The sequence below is a fragment of the Bradyrhizobium sp. MI1.7 genome, from assembly GCF_055811795.1.
Genome location: NZ_JBVVPO010000002.1, coordinates 23,133 through 44,938, shown reverse-complemented (window position 1 = coordinate 44,938; position 21,806 = coordinate 23,133). Strand labels below are relative to the sequence as shown.

Below are 21,806 nucleotides of genomic sequence, written 5' to 3'. Positions count from 1 at the left end.
CAACCAACAGACCTGCAACGTAGTGGAGAGACCGCCATGGCCGTCAATCTCATTTCAGCTGCACACAGCTCCTGACCCCTGAAGTCATTGCGCAGATTTCCTCCTTTCTTGGGATGGACCGAAGCGCGACGCAGAAGGCCGCAATAGCGGCCATCCCGACAATACTGGCCAGCCTGTCGGATCTGGTCGGAACCCCGGCCGGCGCCAATCAACTGTCAAAACTGCTGTCACAACAGCAAGGCAGCAATCCCATGGATATGTTGCGCAACGCCGGCGCCCCGGACCTGGCTCAGACGGGTTCGAGCATGTTGTCCGGACTGCTTGGAGGCCGAACCATGGATACCATGGCCCAGGCGATCGGGAGTTTCGCGGGAATGGGCGATGGCGGCGGCAAGTCGTTACTCGCCGTGGTCGGGCCGCTGGTCCTGGGTATGCTCGGCAAGCAGCAGCATGACGCCGGGATGGATGCAAACGGACTGGCATCGCTTCTGCGCTCGCAGAAAGATCAGATCATGGCGGCGATTCCATCGGGCCTCAGTGATCAACTCGGCGCCGCGGGCCTGATCGACAAGGCACGCAGTGGAATGGCCTCGGCCGCCGCCACAGGGAGCCGGATCGCCGGCGTTTCCGGCGCCACTGGCGCGAGCCAGGCCGCCATGGCCGCCGGCCGGTCGCAATGGCCATATTGGCTCGCCGCGCTCGTTATCGTTGCCGGGCTTGCCATATATGCGCTTCAGCGTCCGACCGAGCCGACGGTCGCTCAGAGTACAAACATTACGCGGCCCTCAACCGGAACTGTGGGCATGGCGCCCGCGGATCTGACCGTTGACGGCGTGAATCTGGCGAACCAGGTCAATTCGTCCCTTGGTACGCTGCAGGCTCAACTGCCGACCATCACCGATGAAGCTAGCGCGCAGGCGGCCCTGCCGAAGATCAACGACGCCATCTCACAGCTGGATGGCGTCACGGCACGAGCTGCCAAGCTTTCTCCGGAAGCGCGACGCGCGCTTGCCAAGCTGATCGTCGCGGCGGCGCCGGCCATCAATCAGATGTGCGACAAGGTCTCGGCGACACCGGCCGGCACGATCGCAAAGCCAGTGATCGACAATCTTCGTGCCAAGCTCGACCAGTTGGCGAAAGCCTGAAAGCCAGAGACGTCACACGCAATAAACTCGCCACACTTCAGGACGGGACGTGTTTCCCACCCTCCCGTCCTGCAAGATGAAAGGAGAAGACTCCATGGCCGACAAGACCAGTTTCACCAAGGATGAATGGGCGCTCCTCCTGAGAAGCCCGATGAATGCTGGAATGGCCATTACGGCTGCCGAACCGAGCGGATTGTTTGGCCTTCTGAAGGAATCATTTGCTGGCGGCACCGCGCTCGCCCAGGCGGCCACCGATCCCAATGCCAACCCCTTGGTAAAGGCTGTGGTCGCCGACTTCCAGACGAGCGACGGCCGGGCCGCGGCTCATGACGGGTTGAAGGCGGAGCTCGGCAAGAGCACGCCGGCCGAGATCAAGACCAAGACAATCGCATCGTTGCATGAAGTCACGGCGCTGCTTGCTGCGAAAGCTCCGGATGATGCCGCGGCTTTCAAGGGCTGGCTGCGTCAGATTAGTCAAAAGACGGCTGAGGCTGCATCGGAAGGCGGAGGGTGGTTCGGTGGGGGCGTTCAGGTCAGCGACGCCGAGAAAGCAACCCTCGGCGAAATCTCCAGCGCGCTTGGCATCTGATCTCGGTGGGCCGCACGGCCCACCTCTACGCGCCCTGCACCATTGGTTTGCGGGATGCCAGAGCCGCTGGCTTCCCCAAGGCCAGCGGCTGTTCTTTGCGGCGATGTGCGGGCAGTTGGGCAAATTCTCGTTGCGCGTCGGCTGGGCGCTGACCGAAATGGCAACTCCGCTGCCTTCCACGGCAACGTTGACATATGTCAAAGCCGGCAATTCCTGGAACCGAACTACTCCAACCAGCTGAGGCGCTGGGGGGGCCATCATGAAACGATGGAGCGGTCAACCTGCACTGCTCGCTGCTACCGCGATTGCTGCATCATGCATCGCATTCGATGGTGGAATTGACTCTGCGCATGCGAAGTTCGGTCGAATAACGAAGTCGGCGATTGTCCCTGGCGCAACGCCACTGGAAGTGCATGACCATACCCGCGACGCAAACGGTTCGCCAAACGCCAACGACCTCCCCTCGCTTGCCACGAAATCACCGCGACGGCGTCAGCGCGCAGCAGGGCAAGGCCCGAAAGCTCACGGCGACATTCGGCGAGCAACGCATCGGAAGAGCAACCATCAGCATGCATTTCATAAAAAGCATCCCAGAAGGGAAACCCCACTGTTTGGGCTTGCGAGTTTCTACTCGGAAGACCAGATGACCGCGAGCGGCGAGAGGTTCAACAAGCATGCGCTGCATGCGGCGCATCCGTCCTTGCCTTTCGGAACGCGCCTGCGCGTGACTAATGTCTTGAACAAAAAGTCCGTGATCGTGAGAGTCAACGACCGCGGTCCATTTGTTCATGGACGCATCATCGACGTTACATCGGGTGCGGCCGCAGCCCTTGGAATGATCAAGATCGGCGTGGTCAATGTCACGCTTGAAATCGTTCGATAATGGCCGCCAATTTCATATATCGACGGCGGCCGGGCCGTGATCAATACGGCGGGAAAGGACTGATTTGGGCGTACACGGCCTAGTCCCGCTTGAACCGATAGTCGAACGCCCCATCCAGCGGCTTGATCAGCCCGACCGTCGGAGCCGGAAAATGGATCGGCAGGATCAGCGTGTCGGTGTCCGCAACGGAGGCGAATAACTTTCGTCGCGACACCGCCGACTGCCTGGCATCCCAATCCGGCTTCGCCGACCAGTCCGGCTCGCGGCACTGGATCTGGTGATGCATGAGATCGCCCGCGACCACCGCGCGGCGCCCCTTCGAAAAGATATTCACGCAGCAATGACAAGGTGAGTGCCCCGGCGTCGGCGTCAGCGTGACGGTGTCATCGAGCGCGTAGTCGTCGTCCACCAGCAGCGCCTGCCCGGCCTCGACGATCGGCAGGCAGTTGTCGCGGAAGACGGTGCCGGGCGGGTTGTTGCCTTTGGCATTCTCCGCCTCCCAGGCCGCGTACTCGCCCTTGTGAAAGACGTACTTTGCATTCGGAAACGTCGGCACCCAGCGCCCGTCGCGCAAGGTCGTATTCCAGCCGGTGTGATCGATGTGCAGATGCGTGCAGAAGACGTAGTCGATCTGCTCGAAAGAGATGCCGAGCGCGAACAATTCGTTGCGCCAGCGCACCTTGCCGGGAAAGTCGAACGGCGGCGGATGGCCCTTGTCCTCGCCGGTGCAGGTGTCGACGAGGATGGTGTAGCGCGGCGTGCGCACCACGAAGGTCTGATAGGTGATCACCATCATGCCGCGCGCGGCATCGAACACCTCCGGCTCCATCGTCGGCAGATGACGGGCGAACACGCCCTCGTCATAGGCCGGGAAGAAATCCTGCGGCCGCCGCCACGGCCCTTCCCGCTCGATCACCGCATCGATGGTGATGTCGCCGATCCGCAGTTGCTTCACGCGTCTCCTCCCGCTTTTTCTTCAGCGTAACGAGCGAGTTCGCAGTGCTCAAGGCTCATATGCGCATGTCTGTGCGGCCGGGACCTTGATTTCGGTGTGACGTGACCACAGCCACGCCGCGTTATCTCAACGACGCACACACGTCGCCGAGGCGTCACACGCGCGTCGTGGGCCACGCTCGATAATCCCCGCGTCATTCCAGGTCAAACCCGCGCAGGTTGCGCAGCAAGAAACATGGGGCACCACGTGGACATGAAGGCGCTCTTCTCCCTGATCTCGTCGATATCGCTCGCCGCATCGCTGGCTGGCACCGCAATTCCGGCGCACGCCGATCAGGACGACAACGGCCGCGACCGCGGCTTCGACAATTCCAGGGATCGCGACCACGATCGCGACCATCATCACGGACACCGCTCGCCGCCGGTAGTCGTCATCTCGCTCGACGGTGCAAAGCCCGATTTCATCCAGCAATTTATCGACGAAGGCGTACTGCCGCGCGACGGCGCTCTGGCGCGGCTGAGCCGCCATGGCGCGGTGGCGCAGCAAAACATCACGGCGTCGCCGTCACTTACCGCCGTCTCGCATATCGAGATCGCCACCGGCTCGACCGCCGTCCACAACGACATTCCCTCGAACACCTATCAGGCGATCGTCGGGCCGGTTACGTCGAGCCTCAGCGGTTTCGCCGCGCCGATCGGCGGCTATCGCGAGAGCCCGCTCGGGCCCTCGCCGCGTCCGACGGCATTGCCGCTGTGGGTGCAACTGCGCCAGCAGGGCAGGAAAGTCGTCACTGCGACGTGGCCGGGCGGCGACGGCGCCGACATCTCGATCAACGGCACGGTGGTGCAACCGGCCCAGCCGATCCGCATCACCGACTACACCGTGCCGTTCGGCGCATTCGGCGGTATCGGCGCCCAGGGCTTTTCGCTCACATCGGCGGACTTCGCCGCCGATCCGGCCGTGGCCACGGCCCTCCAGGCGGCTGGCCGCTTCTCGTTCAGCCCGGTGCTGGCAACCTCCGCGCCGATCGAGACGTTCTCATGCGCATCCGCTCCGACCGCAACCTGCACCAACGCGGCTACCCAGGACATCAAATATGCGATCCGGGTAGCGGCGCTCGACACCACCAATGACAGCAGGGTGAACTACGACACGCTTGTGTTCTTCGACGCCACGCGCGGCATTACGGCTGGACCGTTCAAGCCCCCGGCGACCGGACCGGCCTATGCGAAGTTCGGTGGCGAGAACGCGCCGTTCTTCTTCGACGGCAGCGGCGCCAAGGTCGGTGCGGCCTACTTCGTCTCGCAGCTCGCGCCCGATCTCTCGGTGGTGCGCTTCGCCCGTTACGGCGCCAACTTCATTCCGCGCAACGCACCGGTCCTGACCGACGTCGACGACATCAACAACACTATCGGCTTCTGGCGTCCGCAGGCCGACTTCCGCATTCCGGAGCGGCTGAGCCCGGGCTTCACCAATTTCCCGGACATCGAGATCGAGGCGATGTTCGAGGACATGGTCAAGACCTTCGTGCGCTATCAGGCGGATATCGGCGAGCGCGCCATCCTGAACAATCCCGACGCCGATCTCGTGATGGTCTATATCGAGCAGCCCGACGGCTCCGAGCATCAGTTCCTGCTCACCGACCCGCGCCAGGGCACCAACCCGAAGGACCCGAACTCGATCGGGGCCAACCAGGACGCAGCCAAGGTCGCCCGCTACAAGTCCTACATTCGCTTCGCCTATCAGACCGCGGACAAGGCGGTGAAGCGGATCGCCGATGCCGCAGGGCCGGACAGCAACGTCATCGTCGTGTCGGACCACGGCTTTGCGCCGTTCCACACCTCGGTCAGCATGGCCAATATCCTGAAGAACGCCGGCATCGACACCACCAAGGTGGCGATCCGCACCTCCGGTCCGGCGGCCAACATCTACGTCAACCTGCAACAGCGCGAACAGGGTGGCACCGTCGATCCTGCCACCTACAAGTCGCTGGTGACGCAGATCACCGAGGCCGTGAGGAATGCCGTCGATCCCAACCCCAAATTCAACGCTTCGCTCGAGGACGGGCGGCTGTTCACGGTGGTCGAGACCCGCCCGCTACAATGCGAGGCCGGGCTCGGACAGTGCACCAGCAAGACCATCGGTCAGGACTTTGGCGACGTATTCGCGCTGATGGCCCCGGGGTACAATTTCGACGGCATCCAGAGCCCCGGCGTCGCCCGGCTCGGCGATGCTCCGTTCAATGCGGCGACGACCACGCTGTCGATGCCAAACTTCTACGGTGCCCACGGCCACGATCCCAAGCTGCCGGTGATGAGCGCGACCTTCATCGCCGCCGGCCCGCAGATCCGCAACAACACCACGATCCGACGCATGCACAATCTCGACGTCGCGCCGACCATCATGCAGATCCTGGGCGTCAGACCGCACCAGGTCGATGGCGAGGTGCTGCGCGAGATTTTGCGATAGCGATTGAGGGCCACAACGGATGGGTGCTGTACCGCCGCCCATCCCGCTAGTTCATTGCGAGTCTCTCGATTTGGTTGCAGCCCGGATGGAGCGAAGCGCAATCCGGGGCCGGAGCAACTGCATCACGCGACCGCTCGCGTGGAACGAATCCCGGATGGCCCTTCGCTCCATCCGGGCTACGGCTTCCAATTAAGACCGCAACCCCGGCGCTTCCTGCCCGGTGCGCGCGACATATTCGGTGTAGCCGCCGCCGAACTGGTGGATGCCTTCCGGCGTCAGTTCCAGCACGCGGTTCGACAGCGTCGCCAGGAAGTGGCGGTCATGCGAGACGAACAGCATGGTGCCCTCGAAATCCGCCAGCGCCGTGATCAGCATCTCCTTGGTGGCGAGGTCGAGATGGTTGGTCGGCTCGTCCAGCACCAGGAAGTTCGGCGGGTCGAACAGCATCTTGGCCATCACGAGGCGCGCCTTCTCGCCGCCCGACAGTACGCGGCAGCGCTTCTCGACATCGTCGCCGGAGAAGCCGAAACAGCCGGCGAGCGCGCGCAACGACCCCTGCCCCGCGGTCGGAAACTGGTCTTCGAGCGACTGAAACACGGTGCGCTCACCGTCGAGCAGATCCATCGCGTGCTGAGCGAAATAGCCCATCTTGACGCTGCCGCCGACTGCCACCGTGCCCTCGTCCGGCTCGCTCGCACCGGCGATCAGCTTGAGCAGCGTCGACTTGCCGGCGCCGTTGACGCCCATCACGCACCAGCGCTCCCTGCGGCGGATCATGAAATCGAGGCCGTCATAGATGCGCTTGCTGCCGTAACCCTTGTAGACGTTCTTGAGCGCCACGACGTCCTCGCCCGAGCGCGGCGCCGGCGGAAAATCGAATGCCACGGTCTGGCGGCGGCGCGGCGGCTCGACCCGCTCGATCTTGTCGAGCTTCTTCACCCGGCTCTGCACCTGGGCGGCATGAGACGCGCGCGCCTTGAAACGCTCGATGAACTTGATCTCCTTGGCGAGCATGGCCTGCTGGCGCTCGAACTGCGCCTGCTGCTGCTTCTCGTTCTGCGCCCGCTGCTGCTCGTAGAACTCGTAGTCGCCGGTATAGGTCGTGAGCGAGCCGGAATCGATCTCGATCACCTTGGAGATCACGCGGTTGATGAACTCGCGATCATGCGAGGTCATCAGCAGCGTGCCTTCGAAATCGTGCAGGAATTTTTCCAGCCAGATCAGGCTTTCGAGATCGAGATGGTTGCTCGGCTCGTCGAGCAGCATGACGTCGGGGCGCATCAAAAGAATACGCGCCAGCGCCACGCGCATCTTCCAGCCGCCGGAAAGCTTGCCGACATCGCCGTCCATCATCTCCTGGCTGAAGCCGAGGCCGGACAGCGCCTCGCGCGCGCGGCCGTCGAGCGCATAGCCGTCGAGTTCCTCGAACGCGTGCTGCACCTCGCCATAGCGCGCGATGATCTCGTCCATCTGGTCGGCCTTGTCGGGGTCGGCCATCGCGGCCTCGAGCTCGCGCAACTCGGCTGCGACCTCGCTGACGGGACCTGCGCCATCCATCACCTCGGCCACGGCGCTGCGGCCGCTCATCTCGCCGACGTCCTGGTTGAAATAGCCGATCGTGATGCCGCGATCAGTCGAGACCTGCCCCTCGTCGGGCAGTTCCTCACCGGCAATCATCCGGAACAAAGTGGTCTTTCCGGCCCCATTCGGGCCGACGAGCCCGATCTTCTCGCCCTTGTTAAGGGCGGCGGAGGCTTCGATGAACAGGATCTGGTGGCCGGCTTGCTTGCTGACGTTGTCGAGGCGGATCATGGGGTCTTTTTGGGAGGATTTTTTGCGTTGCAGCGTCATAGGCCATGCCGGCCGCCAGGGGAAGCCCGGCCGGGCCCGGATTCCACCCCGCCAGACGCCAGCTTCCTGTAATTCATCCCGACGCGACGCTTCGCGCCCGCTGCCTGCCGTCTCGCTGTCCGCTTCCAGCCGAAGCGCGCTGTGCGAGCGGCAAGGCGTGACGTCCGCCAATGTCCCATATAGCGGACTTGCCGCTACCGCCCGTCAGGCGTCGGCTTGTGACCCATAGCGGTCATGGGACCTTCTTTTGCCCGCCTGCATCCGGGAGCCTTTCTCGCAATGATGCTGTTCCCAGCATAGGCGATGCTGTCAACGTGCACGCCGTCGCCAATTGCTCGGGGTGTCCCCAGTCAGCTTCCTGAAGGCGGCGGCGAACGCGGTCTGGGAAGAATAGCCGAGCGCGACCGCGATCGAGATGACCGACGCGTCGGTGCCGCGCAGCATGTTTTTGGCCTCCTCGAGCCGTTGCTGGCGCCGCCAGGCATGTGGGGAAAGCCCGGTGCTTTCCTTGAAGGCGCGGCAGAAGTGGAATCGCGAAAGACCGGCATCAGAAGCGAGCGCCGCGAGCGATACGTCAGCGTCGATGTCCGAGTGCAGGCGCTCGATGGCGCGGCGCACTACGACCGGTGAGAGGCCGCCCCGCGTCGGCTGGAACGTGGACGGCGCGCCGACATGCGCCGCCAGCAGGCGCGTGGCCAAGAGGTCCATCAGCTGATGCCTGAACAGTGTATCCACGACGACATTGCCCACCACGGCGTCGGTCGCGGTCAGGAGCAATCGGGATGTAATGGGGTCGGGATGCGCCGTTCGCTCCAGCAGATCGGTCGAGGTGGCGCTGTCGACCTCGCCTGCAACCCGCTCGAGCGTGGCGTGCGGAAGATAGAGTTGGATGACATCGACAGGTTTCGGAATATCCCACCGGGAGCTCGATCCTTCGGGGATGATGATCACGACTCCGGGACGAAACGTACCGATCGCAACCGCGCTTCCCATCCGCCGCTCCATGCGCTGCACCGTGCCGTTGTAAGCCATGATGACGTGATGGCTCATGGGCGCGACGACGTCGTGCAGCGGGTCATGCTTCCAGTGGGCGATTCCGGCGCCGGAGGAATCCAAAGCCATTTGAAATGGCGTGGTCCCGAGCACCCGCGCCATTTCTGCACCGGCGGGAGGGCGCTCGGCATGAGCCGGAGTGACTTGGCACGCCTCATGCGCAAGTGACGCGTCCTCCAGGGAAGCGCGCAAGATATGCTTGTTCATGAACGTATCCTCGCACTCGGGAGGCGATGCAGGTGGTAAGCCTGCCTCGGCTCGGCCAGGTTTGTTGCGTTGTTTGCGAACGTCAGTGCGCGTCGAGTGCAGGCGGGCCAACCATTTCTCGAACCCTCGTTCCCGAAGGGTGAGAAAATGTGTACTGTTTCGAACGGAAAAGACCTTGCAGCCGGCCTGAATTGCGATCGAGTTTTCCTTGGCTTCTTGTCCAGGAAGGATCACAAGTGTCGTTTCTATTCGAAGATTATTGTCTCGATGCCAACCGGCGCGAGCTCAAGCGAGGCTCCGAGCTCATCCCCATCGGACCGAAGGTGTTCGACCTGCTGCTCTTCCTGGTCCGAAACCGGGAACAGGTCGTGACAAGGGACGATCTTCTGAAGGCGGTGTGGGAAGGACGGATCGTGTCCGAATCCACGCTGACCAGCCACGTCAATGCCGTGCGCAAGGCAATCGGGGATACCGGCAAGGAGCAACGCCTGATCCGGACGGTTTCTCGCAGAGGCTTCCGGTTTGTTGGCGAGATCACCGAGGAAGAATTGCCCGCGCGAGCCTCGGTCACAGACCCAGGTACGGATCTTGGCGTTCAACATGTAAAGAACATTCAGGAGCCAATCAGGGCCTTTGAGGTCGATGCGCCGACGGAAACGCGAGAGGCTGCGCCAGTTTTTGCTGCCGAGGCCGGGAGTCCGCCTCCGCTGCCCGACAGGCCTTCCATTGCGGTGCTTCCGTTTCAGAATATGTCTGGCGATGTCGAACAGGAATACTTTGCCGATGGAATGGCCGAGGACATCATCACGGCGCTGTCCCGTTTCAAGGCGCCATTTGTCATCGCCCGAAACTCCAGCTTCACCTACAAGGCGCGCGCTGTCGACGTGAAGCAGGTGGGGCGCGAGCTTGGGGTGCGCTACGTGTTGGAAGGGAGCGTTCGCAAGGCGGCAAACCGAGTGCGCATTACGGGACAACTCGTCGATACCGCTACTGGAGCACATATTTGGGCCGATCGGTTTGATGGCGAGCTCGGCGACATCTTCGATTTGCAGGACCAGGTGACTGAAAGCGTTGTCGGGGCGATCGCGCCTGCGGTGGAGAAAGCTGAGATCGAGCGCGCCAAACGCAAGCCGACCGCTAGTCTCGACGCCTATGCCCACTATTTGCGCGGTCTGGCCCGGCTTCATCAGTTTGGTAACCGGCAAGCGAACGACGAGGCATTGCGTCTGTTCAACCGCGCGATAGAGCTCGACCCGGAATTTGCCACCGCCTACGGTCGCGCAGCCTTTTGCTACCTCATTGCCAGGATCAATGGCTGGATTCCGGACACGGCGAACGCGATTGCCGAAGTGAAGAAGCTCACCCAACGGGCAGTTGAGTTGGGCAAGGATGACGCGAACGCGCTCTCCGCTGGCGGGAATGCGTTAGCGTTTGTTGTTGGGGATCTCGGGGTAGGTGCCGGCTTAGTTGATCGCGCGATCGCGCTTAATTCCAATTTGGCTGAGGCATGGAATTTCGGCGGCTGGGTAAAACTCTGGCTCGGCGAGCCGGAATCGGCGATCGAGCGCTTCGCACGAGCCATTCGCCTGAGCCCACTTGATCCGTGGCTGATGGGCATGCGAGCCGGGACCGCGTATGCACATTTCTTTTTGGACCGCTATGACGAAGCGGCATCATGGGCGGCAATGGCATTGCAGTGCAGCCCGGACTATCGGCCTGGATTACGGATCACCGCCGCAAGCAACGCAATGGCCGGTCGGCCGGAGCAAGCACACAAGGCCGTGGCTCGGCTGCGAGAACTCAGCCCCACGCTGCGCGTTTCCAATCTCAAAGATGTGCTTGGCCCTTATCGACGTGCTGAGGACGTCGCGCGATATGAGGAAGGATTGCGGCAAGCAGGGCTGCCCGAATGACCATCTCGGCCCTGTCGTGAAATTTGCAAGACCGATTTGATAGACTCTGTTTGAACAACATGGGTGTCTTCATGGTTCGGCTTCCGGTTATTTTCTTGCTGGGAATTTTCTGTGCGTCACTGAGCAGTTTGAGCGCTTTCGGACAGAGTTGCGGTACAACGCCGCTCGACGTGCAAATCCTCGGTTCTGGTGGCCCCAGAATGAATCCCACTCGGGCATCGACGAGTTATCTGGTCTGGATCGAGGGGCGCGCAAGAATACTCATCGACATGGGCGGTGGTGCTCAACACCGCTTTGGTGAATCGCAAGCCAAACTCGAAGACTTGTGGATGGTCGGAATAAGCCATCTTCATCCAGATCACGTTTCCGACTTGCCAGCGTTCCTTTGGCTGAGCCACGAGGTCCGCAAGGAACCTCTCAAGGTTTTCGGTCCTACAGGCAACGATGCGGCCCCTGACTTTGCGATTTTCCTCAACAGGCTTTTTGACGAGAAGACTGGCGCATTTCCAGTGCTCGGATCGGCGTTAGGCGGCTCATACGGGGGCAGCGGCGTGCGGCCCGATATGGGGCGCGTTGTGGCGGGTGGCGTTCGACTTGATGTCGGAGTGATTGACGCTGTCAAAAGCGATCCATCCGTGGTTTTGCAGCGCGAGGGAACGACAGTCACGGCACGGAAAATCCCGCATGGAAATATGCCAACCTTGGCCTATCGCGTGCAGACCGGAAATGTGTCGATCGTGTTTAGCTCCGACCAAAACGGCACCGATCCAGGCTTCGTCGAATTCGCAAAGGGCGCGAACCTCCTGATCATGCATCTTGCAATCCCGCCCGGTGCGAATGTTCCCTTGCACGCAACACCGGCAGTCGTCGGACGCGTTGCCCAAGAGGCTGCGGTCAAGCAGCTCATCGTCAGTCATTTCGGTCTGTTTGAACTCGATGCCGCCATCGCTGATTTGCGAACTGCCTACAACGGGCCGCTCATCGTCGGAGCAGACATGCAGTGTACGCCAGTGCTGTGAGACCCACGGTCCTTCGCTGGTTGATGTCCGGTTATGGCCCACAGCGGACCTGCCGCTGCCACCCGTCAGGCGTCAGCCTGTGCCCCCTTGGTTGACTTTGGTCAGTGTGTTTCCCGCACCGGCAACTGCCCCCTTGAGCAAAACCAGCTGTGGCTCTTCCACCGGTTGTTGAAAATCGCGGGAGCAACCAATTTACGGATTGTTAGTAGATTCCATCATAAATGGTTCAAGAAGATAACAACAACCATACCGGGTTCCATTGCCCGACCAAATCCATGAATGCATCTGCTTTCCTGATCGCGACGGCCTTTGGCCGCAGCATTCCTTGCTGTGGAGTACAAGTGGTACTACCAGCCCGACATGTTCAATCCGGATGTCGTGCTCAGCATCTTCTCTAACGAGCACATGAAAGCTCGCGCAGCAGTTCGGCGCGTGCTGATTTATCCGGACTCGGCCAAATTCAGCGCATTGCGTTCAGTCGAGGCCGACGCGGCGCGATATGTTTGCGGCGCCGTCAACGCCAGAGACAAATCCGGCCAATCCATCGATGCCGCTTTCGTCTACACTGTGGCCGTTGACTTTGCCCGCATCGACGACGACGGCCGGATCACGCAGCTGCGCTCGGGATTTCGGCCTTGCCCCACTGAAAATGACAAGGTCGCGCAGCAGAAGCCTGCTCTTTCGCCTGGCATGCTGTCCGTTGCGCAAACCGTTCAGAAGGTTGCTCCGCAGGCCGGCACCTCAACTGTGTCAGGTCTGACGACGCGTGCACCTGCGGCAGGCGCAACGGCGTCCGGCGGGACCATGGAGCAGCAGCTCCGCGAGCTGGGCGCACGGACTGTCCCGCCTCAATCGGCCAATGGAGCCCAGGCAAACTTGCCGGGAGAGCGTGGGACCGGCAAGGAGAGTGAGTGGCGAGCCGATCAGCCTCCCGTCGCATGGCCCAAATTCCCTCCGGATCACCCTTTGGCGAGGTCAACCCGGAAACGGAGCCCCTCCGAAGCACTCGCCTTGGCGAAAGGCGTCGAGGAACGCTGGAACCAAGCCAAGTCGTCCGGCAACGTCGCGATGCGTCCCTCGTCGGACGAAATCAAAGAGGCGTGTCGCGCCTTGCTTGCGATCGATCCGACAGATAGCGAATATCGAAAAGCCTGGGCAACTTTCGTGCACCTGCAAGACATCGACCGCGATGTTGCGATGAAATGAAGCGGGAGTGGTAAGAACTGGCCTTCGCGCCTCTGCCCAAGGACGACATTCGTCCAGACCACTTCGATGTCACTTTTGGCGCGAGCCGACGCGGCTACTATGAGTGCACGTCCTAGGCCCGCCGCATCAGCTTGAGCGAGGCTGCAAGGCGCAGGCTGCGCTTGCCGGCGAGCGCGATGCCTTCGAGCTCGCCGCTATCCGCCATGCAGGTTCCGGAGAAGCCGATCCCGACTTCATAGCCGCCAAACACGGGATTTTCGCCCTTCGCCGGCGTGTGCTCCTGGTTCAGCATCTCGCCCTTCCAGCGGCCGTCCGCCGAGGAATAGGAGCCGAGATAGTAGAAGAACGCATCGCCGCCGAGGATGCGGCCGTCGATCAGAAGCATCACGCCCGATAATCCGGCATCGACACCGTCAAGCGCGCGCAGGCTCATCCCATAGAGTCCGTTGGCGATGCCGCCCGGACCGACCGCACCACTCGGAGGCAGCCCCTCGTCGTCGAGCCGGGTGAGATTGGCCCAGAATTTTGCGCCCGGCATGGTGTCCGCGCCACCCTCGAGACGGATCTGGTTGCCGTGCAGCCGCCCGCGCGCACCGATCGAGGCGATATCGGCTCCCATCAGCGGCTTGTAATTGGGATCCTCGTTGTGCCGTTCGGTGATCACCTCGGCGACGATCTCGCCGTCGCGCTCGTCATAGGTTCCAAGGTGCGCGAAGGCCGAATTGCCGCCCAGCATCTTACCGTCATGCAGGCACATGATGCTGCGGCCGAACGCATCGTTGACGCCGTATTCAACCTTGTAGAGTCCATCCAGCAACGTCTTGAGCCCACAAAATCAAAAAAAGAATCGCGGGCTACCTAGGCCGTGATCCCATAAATCGGCCGATCGGTCGGCTTGCCAGAGTCCGCTATGCCCCCGATAGCTACCAAATTCCGCAGCACAGCGAAATGATGCGAAGGGCCAAAACCGGAAATCGTCAACTTACCAGGAATACCGCACCACGCCCTTGCCGGCGTAGCTGGTGGTGAGTTGAGAGAACTCGCCTTCGAAAGTGCCGGCGGCGGACCAGCCGTTCAGCCATTTCTTCTCGACGGAAGCAGTGACGAGCGCGGAGTCGCTGGCTTGCGCGGCGCCGCCAACGACAAAGGATGCGCCCGGCAGCGTCTGGAACGTCGCACCGATAGTGCGGCCGGGGTTAAAATCGTGCGCCCATGCCAGGCGACCGCGCAAAGTGAGGATGCCGTCCGGCATCGCATATGATTTGTCGCTGCGAAGGCCGAGTTCGCTGCGCGTATCGGTGACACTCTTCGAAGCGTAGGCGAGCGCGAACGTGTTGACGCCGGTTACCGCCTGCTCGGCATAGGCCGGCAGATCGAAGGTGGTGAACTGTCCTGCTACGTAGGGCGTGATGCCGATGCCGCCCATCCACGGGCTGACAAAGCGATAGCCGCCTTCGACGCGACCCGAGAAGGCATTGGCGTTGAACTGCGCGCGCAACTGGTCGATGCCGGTCACCGTCACGGTGCGGTTGGTGGTGATGTCCTGCCAGCCATAGGCCAGTGCGCCGGAGAGATACGCCGCACCGGCATTGTGCCGGATGAAGGCGCCGGCCTGGAACAGATCAGATCGGCCAGAGCCGCTATTGACGACGCTGAAGTTCGTACCACCGCCGGCCAGCGCAAAGCCTGCCAGCGTATTCGGCGAGATACGGTAATCGGCGCCGACCGCGGTGCCTGCGATGCGGCTGGTCGTGTTGTTGGAGCCGAGTGTCGTGTTGCCGTCGGTGGTCTGCGCGCCGCCATAGCCCGCCGCCCACACGCTCCAGCGCTGCGCGAACGGATCGGCCATGACGACCGCCTTAGTGAACATCGCATTGGCGTCCCGCGCCGCACCGGAGCGTGGCATGTCCGGTGAGGCGTAGGCCGATGCGCCCGCCGATGACCCCGCTGAAACGCCATCGCCGCGGCCGTCGATGAAGGGATCGGTCAGCAATCCCATGAACTGGTTCATCGCGTTGAAGGTCGTCTGCTGCGAGCCGGTCGCGGTCTCGCCGGAGATCTGGGTCAGTCCCGCCGGCGTCAGCCCGCCGAACGCCAGCGGAATACTGCCGTTGGAGTTGAAGAAATTGACGATCGGGTCGGCGATGTTCCGTTGGTTGTTGTTGAGACCCGTCCCGGGCGGCGGCACGAAACTGAGAACGAGATTGAGATACGCATTGTTGGCGTCATAGCTCAGGCTCGACGCGAAGCCACCCGGCAAGTTGGTGTTGACGATCGAGCCGAACGTGCTGGTGCCGATACCGCCGGCGGCGTTGAGAATGGTGTATTGCTTTGCGACATAGGCCCCGGCTGCGAAAGATGCCTTGACGGTGGCGCCGCCGAACGTCGCCACGCCGGTGACGTTGGTGCGGTCGGCCGCCGAAGGCGACACCTCGACCATGTAGCTCGATGCGGCCGTCAACACGAGATTGCCCTGCACGGTCAACGTACCGATCGAATTGCCGGGCGCCAGCGTGCCGCCATTGATGGTCGTGTTGCCGACCGTGCCGTTGCCGCCGAGCGTACCGCCGGCATTCACCGTCACCGCGCTGGCCGTGCTCGTGCCGTTGACCGAGAGCAGGCCGCTGTTGACCGTGGTCGCGCCTGTGAAGGTGTTGGTGCCCGTCACATTGGTCGCGCCGCTATTCACCGTCAGCGTCATGCCGCCGCCGAGGCTGTTCAGCGTGCCGCCGCTTGAGGTCACTGCGCCGGTCAACGCGCCGTTGGCCAACGTGCCGCCCGATAGCGAAACGATATTGATCGTTTGTGCCAGCAAACCGAGATCGAGCGTGCCGCCGGTGTTGATTGTCGTCGCGCTCGTAGCGCTGAATGTGTTCGCCGCAGCGCCCCTTAGCGTGCCGGCATTGATCGTCGTAGCTCCAGTATAAGTGTTGGCGCCAGAAAAGCTGAGCGTGCCGATGCCGCTCTTGGTAATGGCGCTCGATCCACCGGTGCCGCCGAGGCCGTCCGAGGCCGCGGCGCCGCCGGAACCGTTCTGATCGGCGATGGCGTCCGACACCGTGTAGCTGCCGCTGCCACCGAAGGTCAGCGTCGAGCCCTGCACGAAGAGGCCCGTGCCTAAGGCCGAGCCCGCACCGCCGCCATTGGAGCCGGTGCCGCCGGCTACGCTGCCGCCCGAGGTCGAGCCGTTGCCGTTGATGGTGAGCGAGCCGCCCTTGACCACGAACACCGCCCCGCCCATGCCGCCGCCGCCGCCGTTCCCGCCACTGGCGCCGTCGCCGCCACCAAAGCCACCCGCCCCAACGGTCCCGCCGCCGCGAAACGTGTTGGTTGTTGCGTTGCCGCCCTTCGCGTTGTTGTTGGCGAAGCTGACATTGCTCAGCGTCACGTCGGCCGACTGGTTGACGAACAGCGCGCCGCCCGCCCCCATGCCGCCGCCGGCGCCGTTGCCGCCGCCCTGGGCGAGGCCCGCGGACAGGATGACGTTGCTGATCGCCACCTGAGGGCGGTCCGCGATGATCGAGCCCGCCACCCCCGCGCTGGTCTGCGTCGCGGTGTCAACGCCGACCATAAAGATGCGCTGCGAATTGTTGCCGCTGATGGTGAACCCGTTGCCGTTGATGGTCACCGAGTTGAAGATCGGCGACAGCGGCCCTGACAGCGTGACATTGGTCTGCAGGTTGATGATGAAGCCGCCGGGGGGCGTGGAAGCATTGATCTGCGCGAGCGCGGCGCTAAGCGTGCCGGCGCCGCCAGTCGAGCCCCCCGAGGTGGTGCCGGTGTCGTTGGCGACCGTGACGTTGATCACCGTCTGGGCCTGCGCTCCGGTCGCGAGCGCGCCGAGCAAGACGCCGGCGAACAGCGCCGCGCGCGTCATCGCCGCGCGCATGGTCGCCGCAAAGCGGCTAATCGATCGCTTGCGCCCAACAACGGCCGCGCCGGTTTCCAGCGCGCCTTCAGACGCTACAAAATAAGACAACCCAAACCTCCCCGCAGCCCAAATAGCGACCGTTGAAATTCCATTGCGCCGTTGCGGCGCCGGTCGCGCATGGACCCGTTAAGCGGGGCTCTGTGGAATCAGGTTTAGCGGGGGAACATCGCGGAGTCCGACCAATATCGGCATCCAACAAAGCGCGCCGCCGTATTTGGCCGACTGCGTCACTAATATCACAGGAGGAACGCGGATATCGACATCACCAGATGGCTTTGGAGAGGCGTCGTTCGGGAAGCCGCCACCTCACCACGCATACCGCACGACGCCCTTGCCGGCGTAGCTCTTGGTGAGCTGAGAGAACTCGCCTTCGAAAGTGGCGGCGGCGGACCAGCCGTTCAGCCATTTCTTTTCGGCAGAAGCGGTGACGAGCGCGGAGTCGCTGGCTTGCGCGGCGCCGCCAACGACAAAGGATGCGCCCGGCAGCGTCTGGAACGTCGCGCCGATATTGCGGCCGGGGTTGAAATCATGCGCCCATGCCAGGCGACCGAGCAGCGTGAAGATTCCGTCCGGCATCGCATATGATTTGTCGCTGCGAAGGCCGAGTTCGCTGCGCGTATCGGTGACACTCTTTGATGCGTAGGCCAGCGCAAAGGTGTTGACGCCGGATACCGCCTGCTCGGCATAGGCCGGCAGGTCGAAGGTGGTGAACTGGCCTGCTGCGTAGGGCGTGATGCCGATGCCGCCCATCCACGGGCTGACAAAGCGATAGCCGCCTTCGACGCGACCCGAGAAGGCATTGGCGTTGAACTGCGCGCGCAATTGGTCGATGCCGGCCACCGTCACGGTGCGGTTGGTGGTGATGTCCTGCCAGCCATAGGCCAGCGCGCCGGAGAGATACGCCGCACCCGCATTGTGCCGGACGAAGGCGCCGGCCTGGAACATATCGGATCGGCCAGAGCCGCCATTGACGGTGCTGAAGGTCGTACCACCGCCCGCCAGCGCAAAGCCTGCCAGCGTATTCGGCGAGATACGGTAATCGGCGCCGACCGCGATGCCTGCGATGCGGCTGGTCGTGTTGTTGGAGCCGAGTGTCGTGTTGCCGTCCGTGGTCTGCGAGCCGCCATAGCCCGCCGCCCACACGCTCCAGCGCTGCGCGAACGGATCGGCCATGACGGGCGCCTTGGTGAACATCGCATTGGCGTCCCGCGCCGCACCGGAGCGCGACCTGTCCGGCGAGGCATAGGCCGATGCGCCCGCCGATGATCCCGCTGAAACGCCATCGCCGCGACCGTCGATGAAGGGATCGGTCAGCAATCCCATAAACTGGTTCATCGCGTTGAAGGTCGTCTGCTGCGAGCCGGTCGCGGTCTCGCCGGAGGTTTGCGACAGCGCGGCTGAAAGATTGCTGCCGGTGAGACCAAACAGCGCGACAAAGCCCGGCGGCAGCGCGCCGCCATTGTTGAAGAAGTTGTTGAGCGTGGATGCGACGGTCTGCGGATTGCCCGGCAGCGAGGTGCCGGCGCCGAGCGAGGCCGTGAGGTTCAGCAACACATCGGACAGCGTGTAGCTCAGGCCGGCATTAAAATTCGGCAGCCCGCTCACGCCACCGAAACTGGTGCCGCCGAGGCCGCCGGCCGCCGACAGGATGGTGTAGTTCTTGCTGACATAGCTGCCCGGCTGGAAGACCGTTTGCACGGTGGCGCCAGTGAGCGTTGCGGCGCCTGTGACATTGGTGCGGTCGGCCGATGCCGAGACCTCGACGCGGTAGAGGCCGCCGGTGCTGAACGCCAGATTGCCGCCGACCGTCAGCGTGCCGATCGAATTGCCGGGCGCGAGCACGCCGCCGCCGTTGATGGTGGTATTGCCGACGGTGCCGTTGCCGCCGAGCGTGCCACCGGCATTGACCGTCACCGCCGAATTGGCGATGGAGCCGTTGACCGCCAGCGTGCCGCCATTGACCGTGGTCGCCCCGCTATAGGTGTTGGTCGCGGTCAGGATGGTGGTGCCGTTCTCCACCGTCACCGACCCCGCGCCGGAAATGACCGGGGCGAAGTTGTAGTTCGAGGCGGTGTGGTTGAAGACGATGCTGCCGGTGCCTGCCCCGAACGCGACCGAGGGCGTGGTCAGCGTGCCCGGCGCGGTCGCGGCCTGGCCGGAGGCGGCGCCGATATTGAGCGTGCCGGTCGAGCCGGCAAAAGCGGCGATCTGCATGCCCGAAGCCGTCGAGACGGTGCCGCCATTGGCGATCGTCAGCATGCCGGTGCCTAAATAGCCGACAAAGAGGTTGAAGGAATTGGTCCAGGTCGAGCCGGCGCCATCAACCGTCGCGGTGCCGGTCGAGCCGCCATTGTAGCCGAGGAAGCCGTTGCCGACGTTGCTCACCGCGCCGCCGTTCTGGATCGTCAGCGTGCCGGTGCCGCGAAAGCCGACAACGAGGCCGGAATTGGTCCACGACGACCCGGCGCCATCAACCGTCACGGTGCCGGTCGAGCCGGCATTGAAGCCGAGATGGCCGATGGTGGCGTTGCTCACCGCGCCGCCGTTCCGGATCGTCAGCGTGCCGGCGCCGGAATCGCCGACATAGAGCGCGCCGGAACTCCAGGACGAGCCGGCTCCGTCCACCGTTACGGTACCGGTCGAGCCGGCATTGTTGCCGAGATCGCCGATGACGTTGCTCACCGTGCCGCCGTTCCGGATCGTCAGCGTGCCGGCGCCGGAATTGCCGACAACGAGGTTGCCGGAATTGGTCCAGGCCGAGCCGGCACCATCAACCGTCGCGGTGCCGGTCGAGCCGGCAAGGGAGCCGAGAAAGCCGACGGCGTTGCTCACCGCGCCGCCGTTCTGGATCGTCAGCGTGCCGGTGCCGGAATTGCCAACTTTGAGGTCGCCGGAATTGGTCCAGGTCGAGCCGGCGCCGTCAACCGTCGCGGTGCCCGTCGAGCCGGCATTGAAGCCGAGATAGCCGAACCCGGCGTTGCTCATCGTGCCGCCGTTCCGGATCGTCAGCGTGCCGGCGCCAGAATTGCCGACATAGAGCCCGCTGGAACTCCAGGACGAGCCGGCGCCATCGACCGTCATGGTGCCGGTCGAACCGGCATTGGCGCCAAGGATGCCGATGACGTTGCTCCCCGCGCCGCCGTTCCGGATCGTCAGCGTGCCGGTGCCGAAACTGCCAACAACGAGGTCGCCGGAATTGGTCCAGGACGAGCCGGCGCCATCCACCGTTACGGTGCCGGTCGAGCCGCCATTGACGCCGAGATGGCCGGTGACGTTGCTCACCGCGCCGCCGTTCTGGATCGTCAGCGTGCCGGTGTCGTCAAAGCCGACAATGAGGCTGGAACTGGTCCAGGCCGAGCCGGCGCCATCAACCGTCGCGGTGCCGGTCGAGGCGCCGCCGAGATAGCCGGTGCCGGCGTTGCTCACCGTGCCGCCGTTCCGGATCGTCAGCGTGCCGGTGCCGGAATTGCCGACAACGAGGTTGCCGGAATTGGTCCAGGCCGAGCCGGCGCCATCAACCGTCGCGGTGCCGGTCGAGCCGGCAAAGGCGCCGAGATAGCCGGTGGCGCTGCTCACAGCGCCGCCGTTCTGGATCGTCAGCGTGCCGGTGCCGGCTTGGCCGACAATGAACAAGCCGGAATTGGTCCAGGCCGAGCCGGCGCCATCAACCGTCGCGGTGCCGGTCGAGCCGGCAAAGAGGCCGAGATAGCCGAGACCGCTGCTCACCGTGCCGCCGTTCTGGATCGTCAGCGTGCCGGTGTCTGAATAGCCAACAATGACAGTGTTCGCTTGCGCGCCGGTCGCTCCGACCACTGTGGCATTGGGCGCGACGGTGTCGATCTTCGCGGTGCCCGCGCTGGTTGGAACGCCGGCCGACCAGTTGGTGGCGGTGAACCAGTCGGTTGAGGTTCCGCCGGTCCAGTCGGTGGCGCGCGATGGCGTCGATGTCGCCAGGACCAGTCCGAGCGCCACCATGGAGCTGGTGCCCAGCAGGCGGCGGGACAACGCGGCCAAGGTCAGCGCCGCAAAGCGGCTAATCGATCGCTTGCGCGCAACAACGGCCGCGCCGGCTTCCAGCGCGCCTTCAGACGCTACAAAATAAGACAACCCAAATCTCCCCGCAGCCCAGAGAGCGACGTTTGAAATTCCGTTGCGCCGTTGCGGCGCCCGTCGCGCATGGACCCGTTAAGCGGGGCTCTGCGGTATCAGGTTTAGCGGGGGAACATCGCGGTGTCCGACTAATATCGGTCTTCCGACAAAGTGCGCGCCGTATCTGGCCGATTGCGTCATTAATATCACAGGAGGAACGCGGACAGGATATGAACGTCACCAGTTGGCTTAAGAGGCGAGGTCCGTTGCGGGTCATTCGCGACCAGGTCGAACCAGTTAGCGGCGCCTCGCAGGGCCAATGCGGCTTGATGGTATCACCGCGGACATGATTCAAGCCCCGAAACTGGAGCCTCGAATCATGCGCTACGAACTCAGACGCACCGAGGTCATCCGGCTTTTCAGCGCAGGGCCGGGAGCGGAGCCCACTCGCCGCATGATGCCATCATGCCCCTGTTTTGCCCGACGGGTCAATTGA

At 63.3% G+C, this 21,806-nt stretch carries 13 protein-coding genes; 7 read left to right on the top strand and 6 right to left on the bottom strand.

All coding sequences use genetic code 11. The annotated features are described in order from the left end of the window. The first annotated feature begins 113 nt into the window (after positions 1 to 113). From AC0L3X_RS02910 to AC0L3X_RS02900, 3 genes are all read left to right on the top strand, one after another. Complete coding sequence (locus AC0L3X_RS02910; protein ID WP_473316246.1) at positions 114 to 1,145, top strand: DUF937 domain-containing protein; 1,032 nt, start codon at positions 114 to 116, stop codon at positions 1,143 to 1,145. A gap of 94 nt (positions 1,146 to 1,239) precedes the next feature. After that, positions 1,240 to 1,734, top strand: coding sequence for an alpha/beta hydrolase family protein (locus AC0L3X_RS02905; protein WP_063983612.1), 495 nt, complete (start codon positions 1,240 to 1,242; stop codon positions 1,732 to 1,734). A 259-nt stretch (positions 1,735 to 1,993) separates the two neighbouring features. Then, positions 1,994 to 2,617 carry a septal ring lytic transglycosylase RlpA family protein gene (locus AC0L3X_RS02900; protein ID WP_354075822.1) on the top strand — a complete coding sequence of 208 codons (624 nt, stop codon included), beginning with the start codon at positions 1,994 to 1,996 and terminating at the stop codon, positions 2,615 to 2,617. 79 nt (positions 2,618 to 2,696) lie between these two features. On the opposite strand, the gene AC0L3X_RS02895 is transcribed toward AC0L3X_RS02900, so the two are convergent. After that, positions 2,697 to 3,572, bottom strand: a complete 876-nt coding sequence (locus tag AC0L3X_RS02895; protein WP_063983613.1) for an MBL fold metallo-hydrolase — start codon at positions 3,570 to 3,572, stop codon at positions 2,697 to 2,699. A 234-nt stretch (positions 3,573 to 3,806) separates the two neighbouring features. Between AC0L3X_RS02895 and AC0L3X_RS02890 the strand changes: the two genes are divergently transcribed. Continuing rightward, entirely contained in the window at positions 3,807 to 6,041 is a 2,235-nt protein-coding gene (locus tag AC0L3X_RS02890) for an alkaline phosphatase family protein (RefSeq protein ID WP_231144922.1), read from the top strand. A 189-nt stretch (positions 6,042 to 6,230) separates the two neighbouring features. Here the strand turns inward: AC0L3X_RS02890 and AC0L3X_RS02885 are convergent, their stop codons facing one another. Both AC0L3X_RS02885 and AC0L3X_RS02880 read right to left on the bottom strand, forming a co-directional pair. Next, complete coding sequence (locus AC0L3X_RS02885) at positions 6,231 to 7,853, bottom strand: ABC-F family ATP-binding cassette domain-containing protein (RefSeq protein WP_063983614.1); 1,623 nt, start codon at positions 7,851 to 7,853, stop codon at positions 6,231 to 6,233. Positions 7,854 to 8,201: 348 nt separating this feature from the next. After that, a complete protein-coding gene (locus tag AC0L3X_RS02880; RefSeq protein WP_473316275.1) occupies positions 8,202 to 9,152 on the bottom strand; it encodes an AraC family transcriptional regulator in 951 nt (316 codons plus the stop codon). A 236-nt stretch (positions 9,153 to 9,388) separates the two neighbouring features. Here AC0L3X_RS02880 and AC0L3X_RS02875 point away from each other — a divergent pair, with 236 nt between their 5' ends. The 3 genes from AC0L3X_RS02875 (at position 9,389) to AC0L3X_RS02865 (ending at position 13,290) form a co-directional block, all read left to right on the top strand. After that, positions 9,389 to 11,065 (top strand): winged helix-turn-helix domain-containing tetratricopeptide repeat protein, encoded by a 1,677-nt coding sequence (locus tag AC0L3X_RS02875; protein WP_063983616.1) that lies wholly within the window; start codon positions 9,389 to 9,391, stop codon positions 11,063 to 11,065. Positions 11,066 to 11,124: 59 nt separating this feature from the next. Beyond that, positions 11,125 to 12,084 (top strand): MBL fold metallo-hydrolase, encoded by a 960-nt coding sequence (locus tag AC0L3X_RS02870; RefSeq protein WP_224581010.1) that lies wholly within the window; start codon positions 11,125 to 11,127, stop codon positions 12,082 to 12,084. Positions 12,085 to 12,393: 309 nt separating this feature from the next. Next, on the top strand, positions 12,394 to 13,290 hold the full coding sequence (locus AC0L3X_RS02865; RefSeq protein ID WP_473316245.1) for a hypothetical protein: 897 nt from the start codon (positions 12,394 to 12,396) through the stop codon (positions 13,288 to 13,290). A 112-nt stretch (positions 13,291 to 13,402) separates the two neighbouring features. On the opposite strand, the gene AC0L3X_RS02860 is transcribed toward AC0L3X_RS02865, so the two are convergent. The 3 genes from AC0L3X_RS02860 to AC0L3X_RS02850 form a co-directional block, all read right to left on the bottom strand. Next, positions 13,403 to 14,107, bottom strand: coding sequence for a GrlR family regulatory protein (locus AC0L3X_RS02860; RefSeq protein WP_354131238.1), 705 nt, complete (start codon positions 14,105 to 14,107; stop codon positions 13,403 to 13,405). A gap of 165 nt (positions 14,108 to 14,272) precedes the next feature. Further along, entirely contained in the window at positions 14,273 to 17,269 is a 2,997-nt protein-coding gene (locus AC0L3X_RS02855; protein ID WP_473316244.1) for an autotransporter outer membrane beta-barrel domain-containing protein, read from the bottom strand. A gap of 258 nt (positions 17,270 to 17,527) precedes the next feature. Continuing rightward, positions 17,528 to 21,328, bottom strand: a complete 3,801-nt coding sequence (locus AC0L3X_RS02850; protein ID WP_473316243.1) for an autotransporter domain-containing protein — start codon at positions 21,326 to 21,328, stop codon at positions 17,528 to 17,530. Between the last annotated feature and the right edge of the window lie 478 nt (positions 21,329 to 21,806).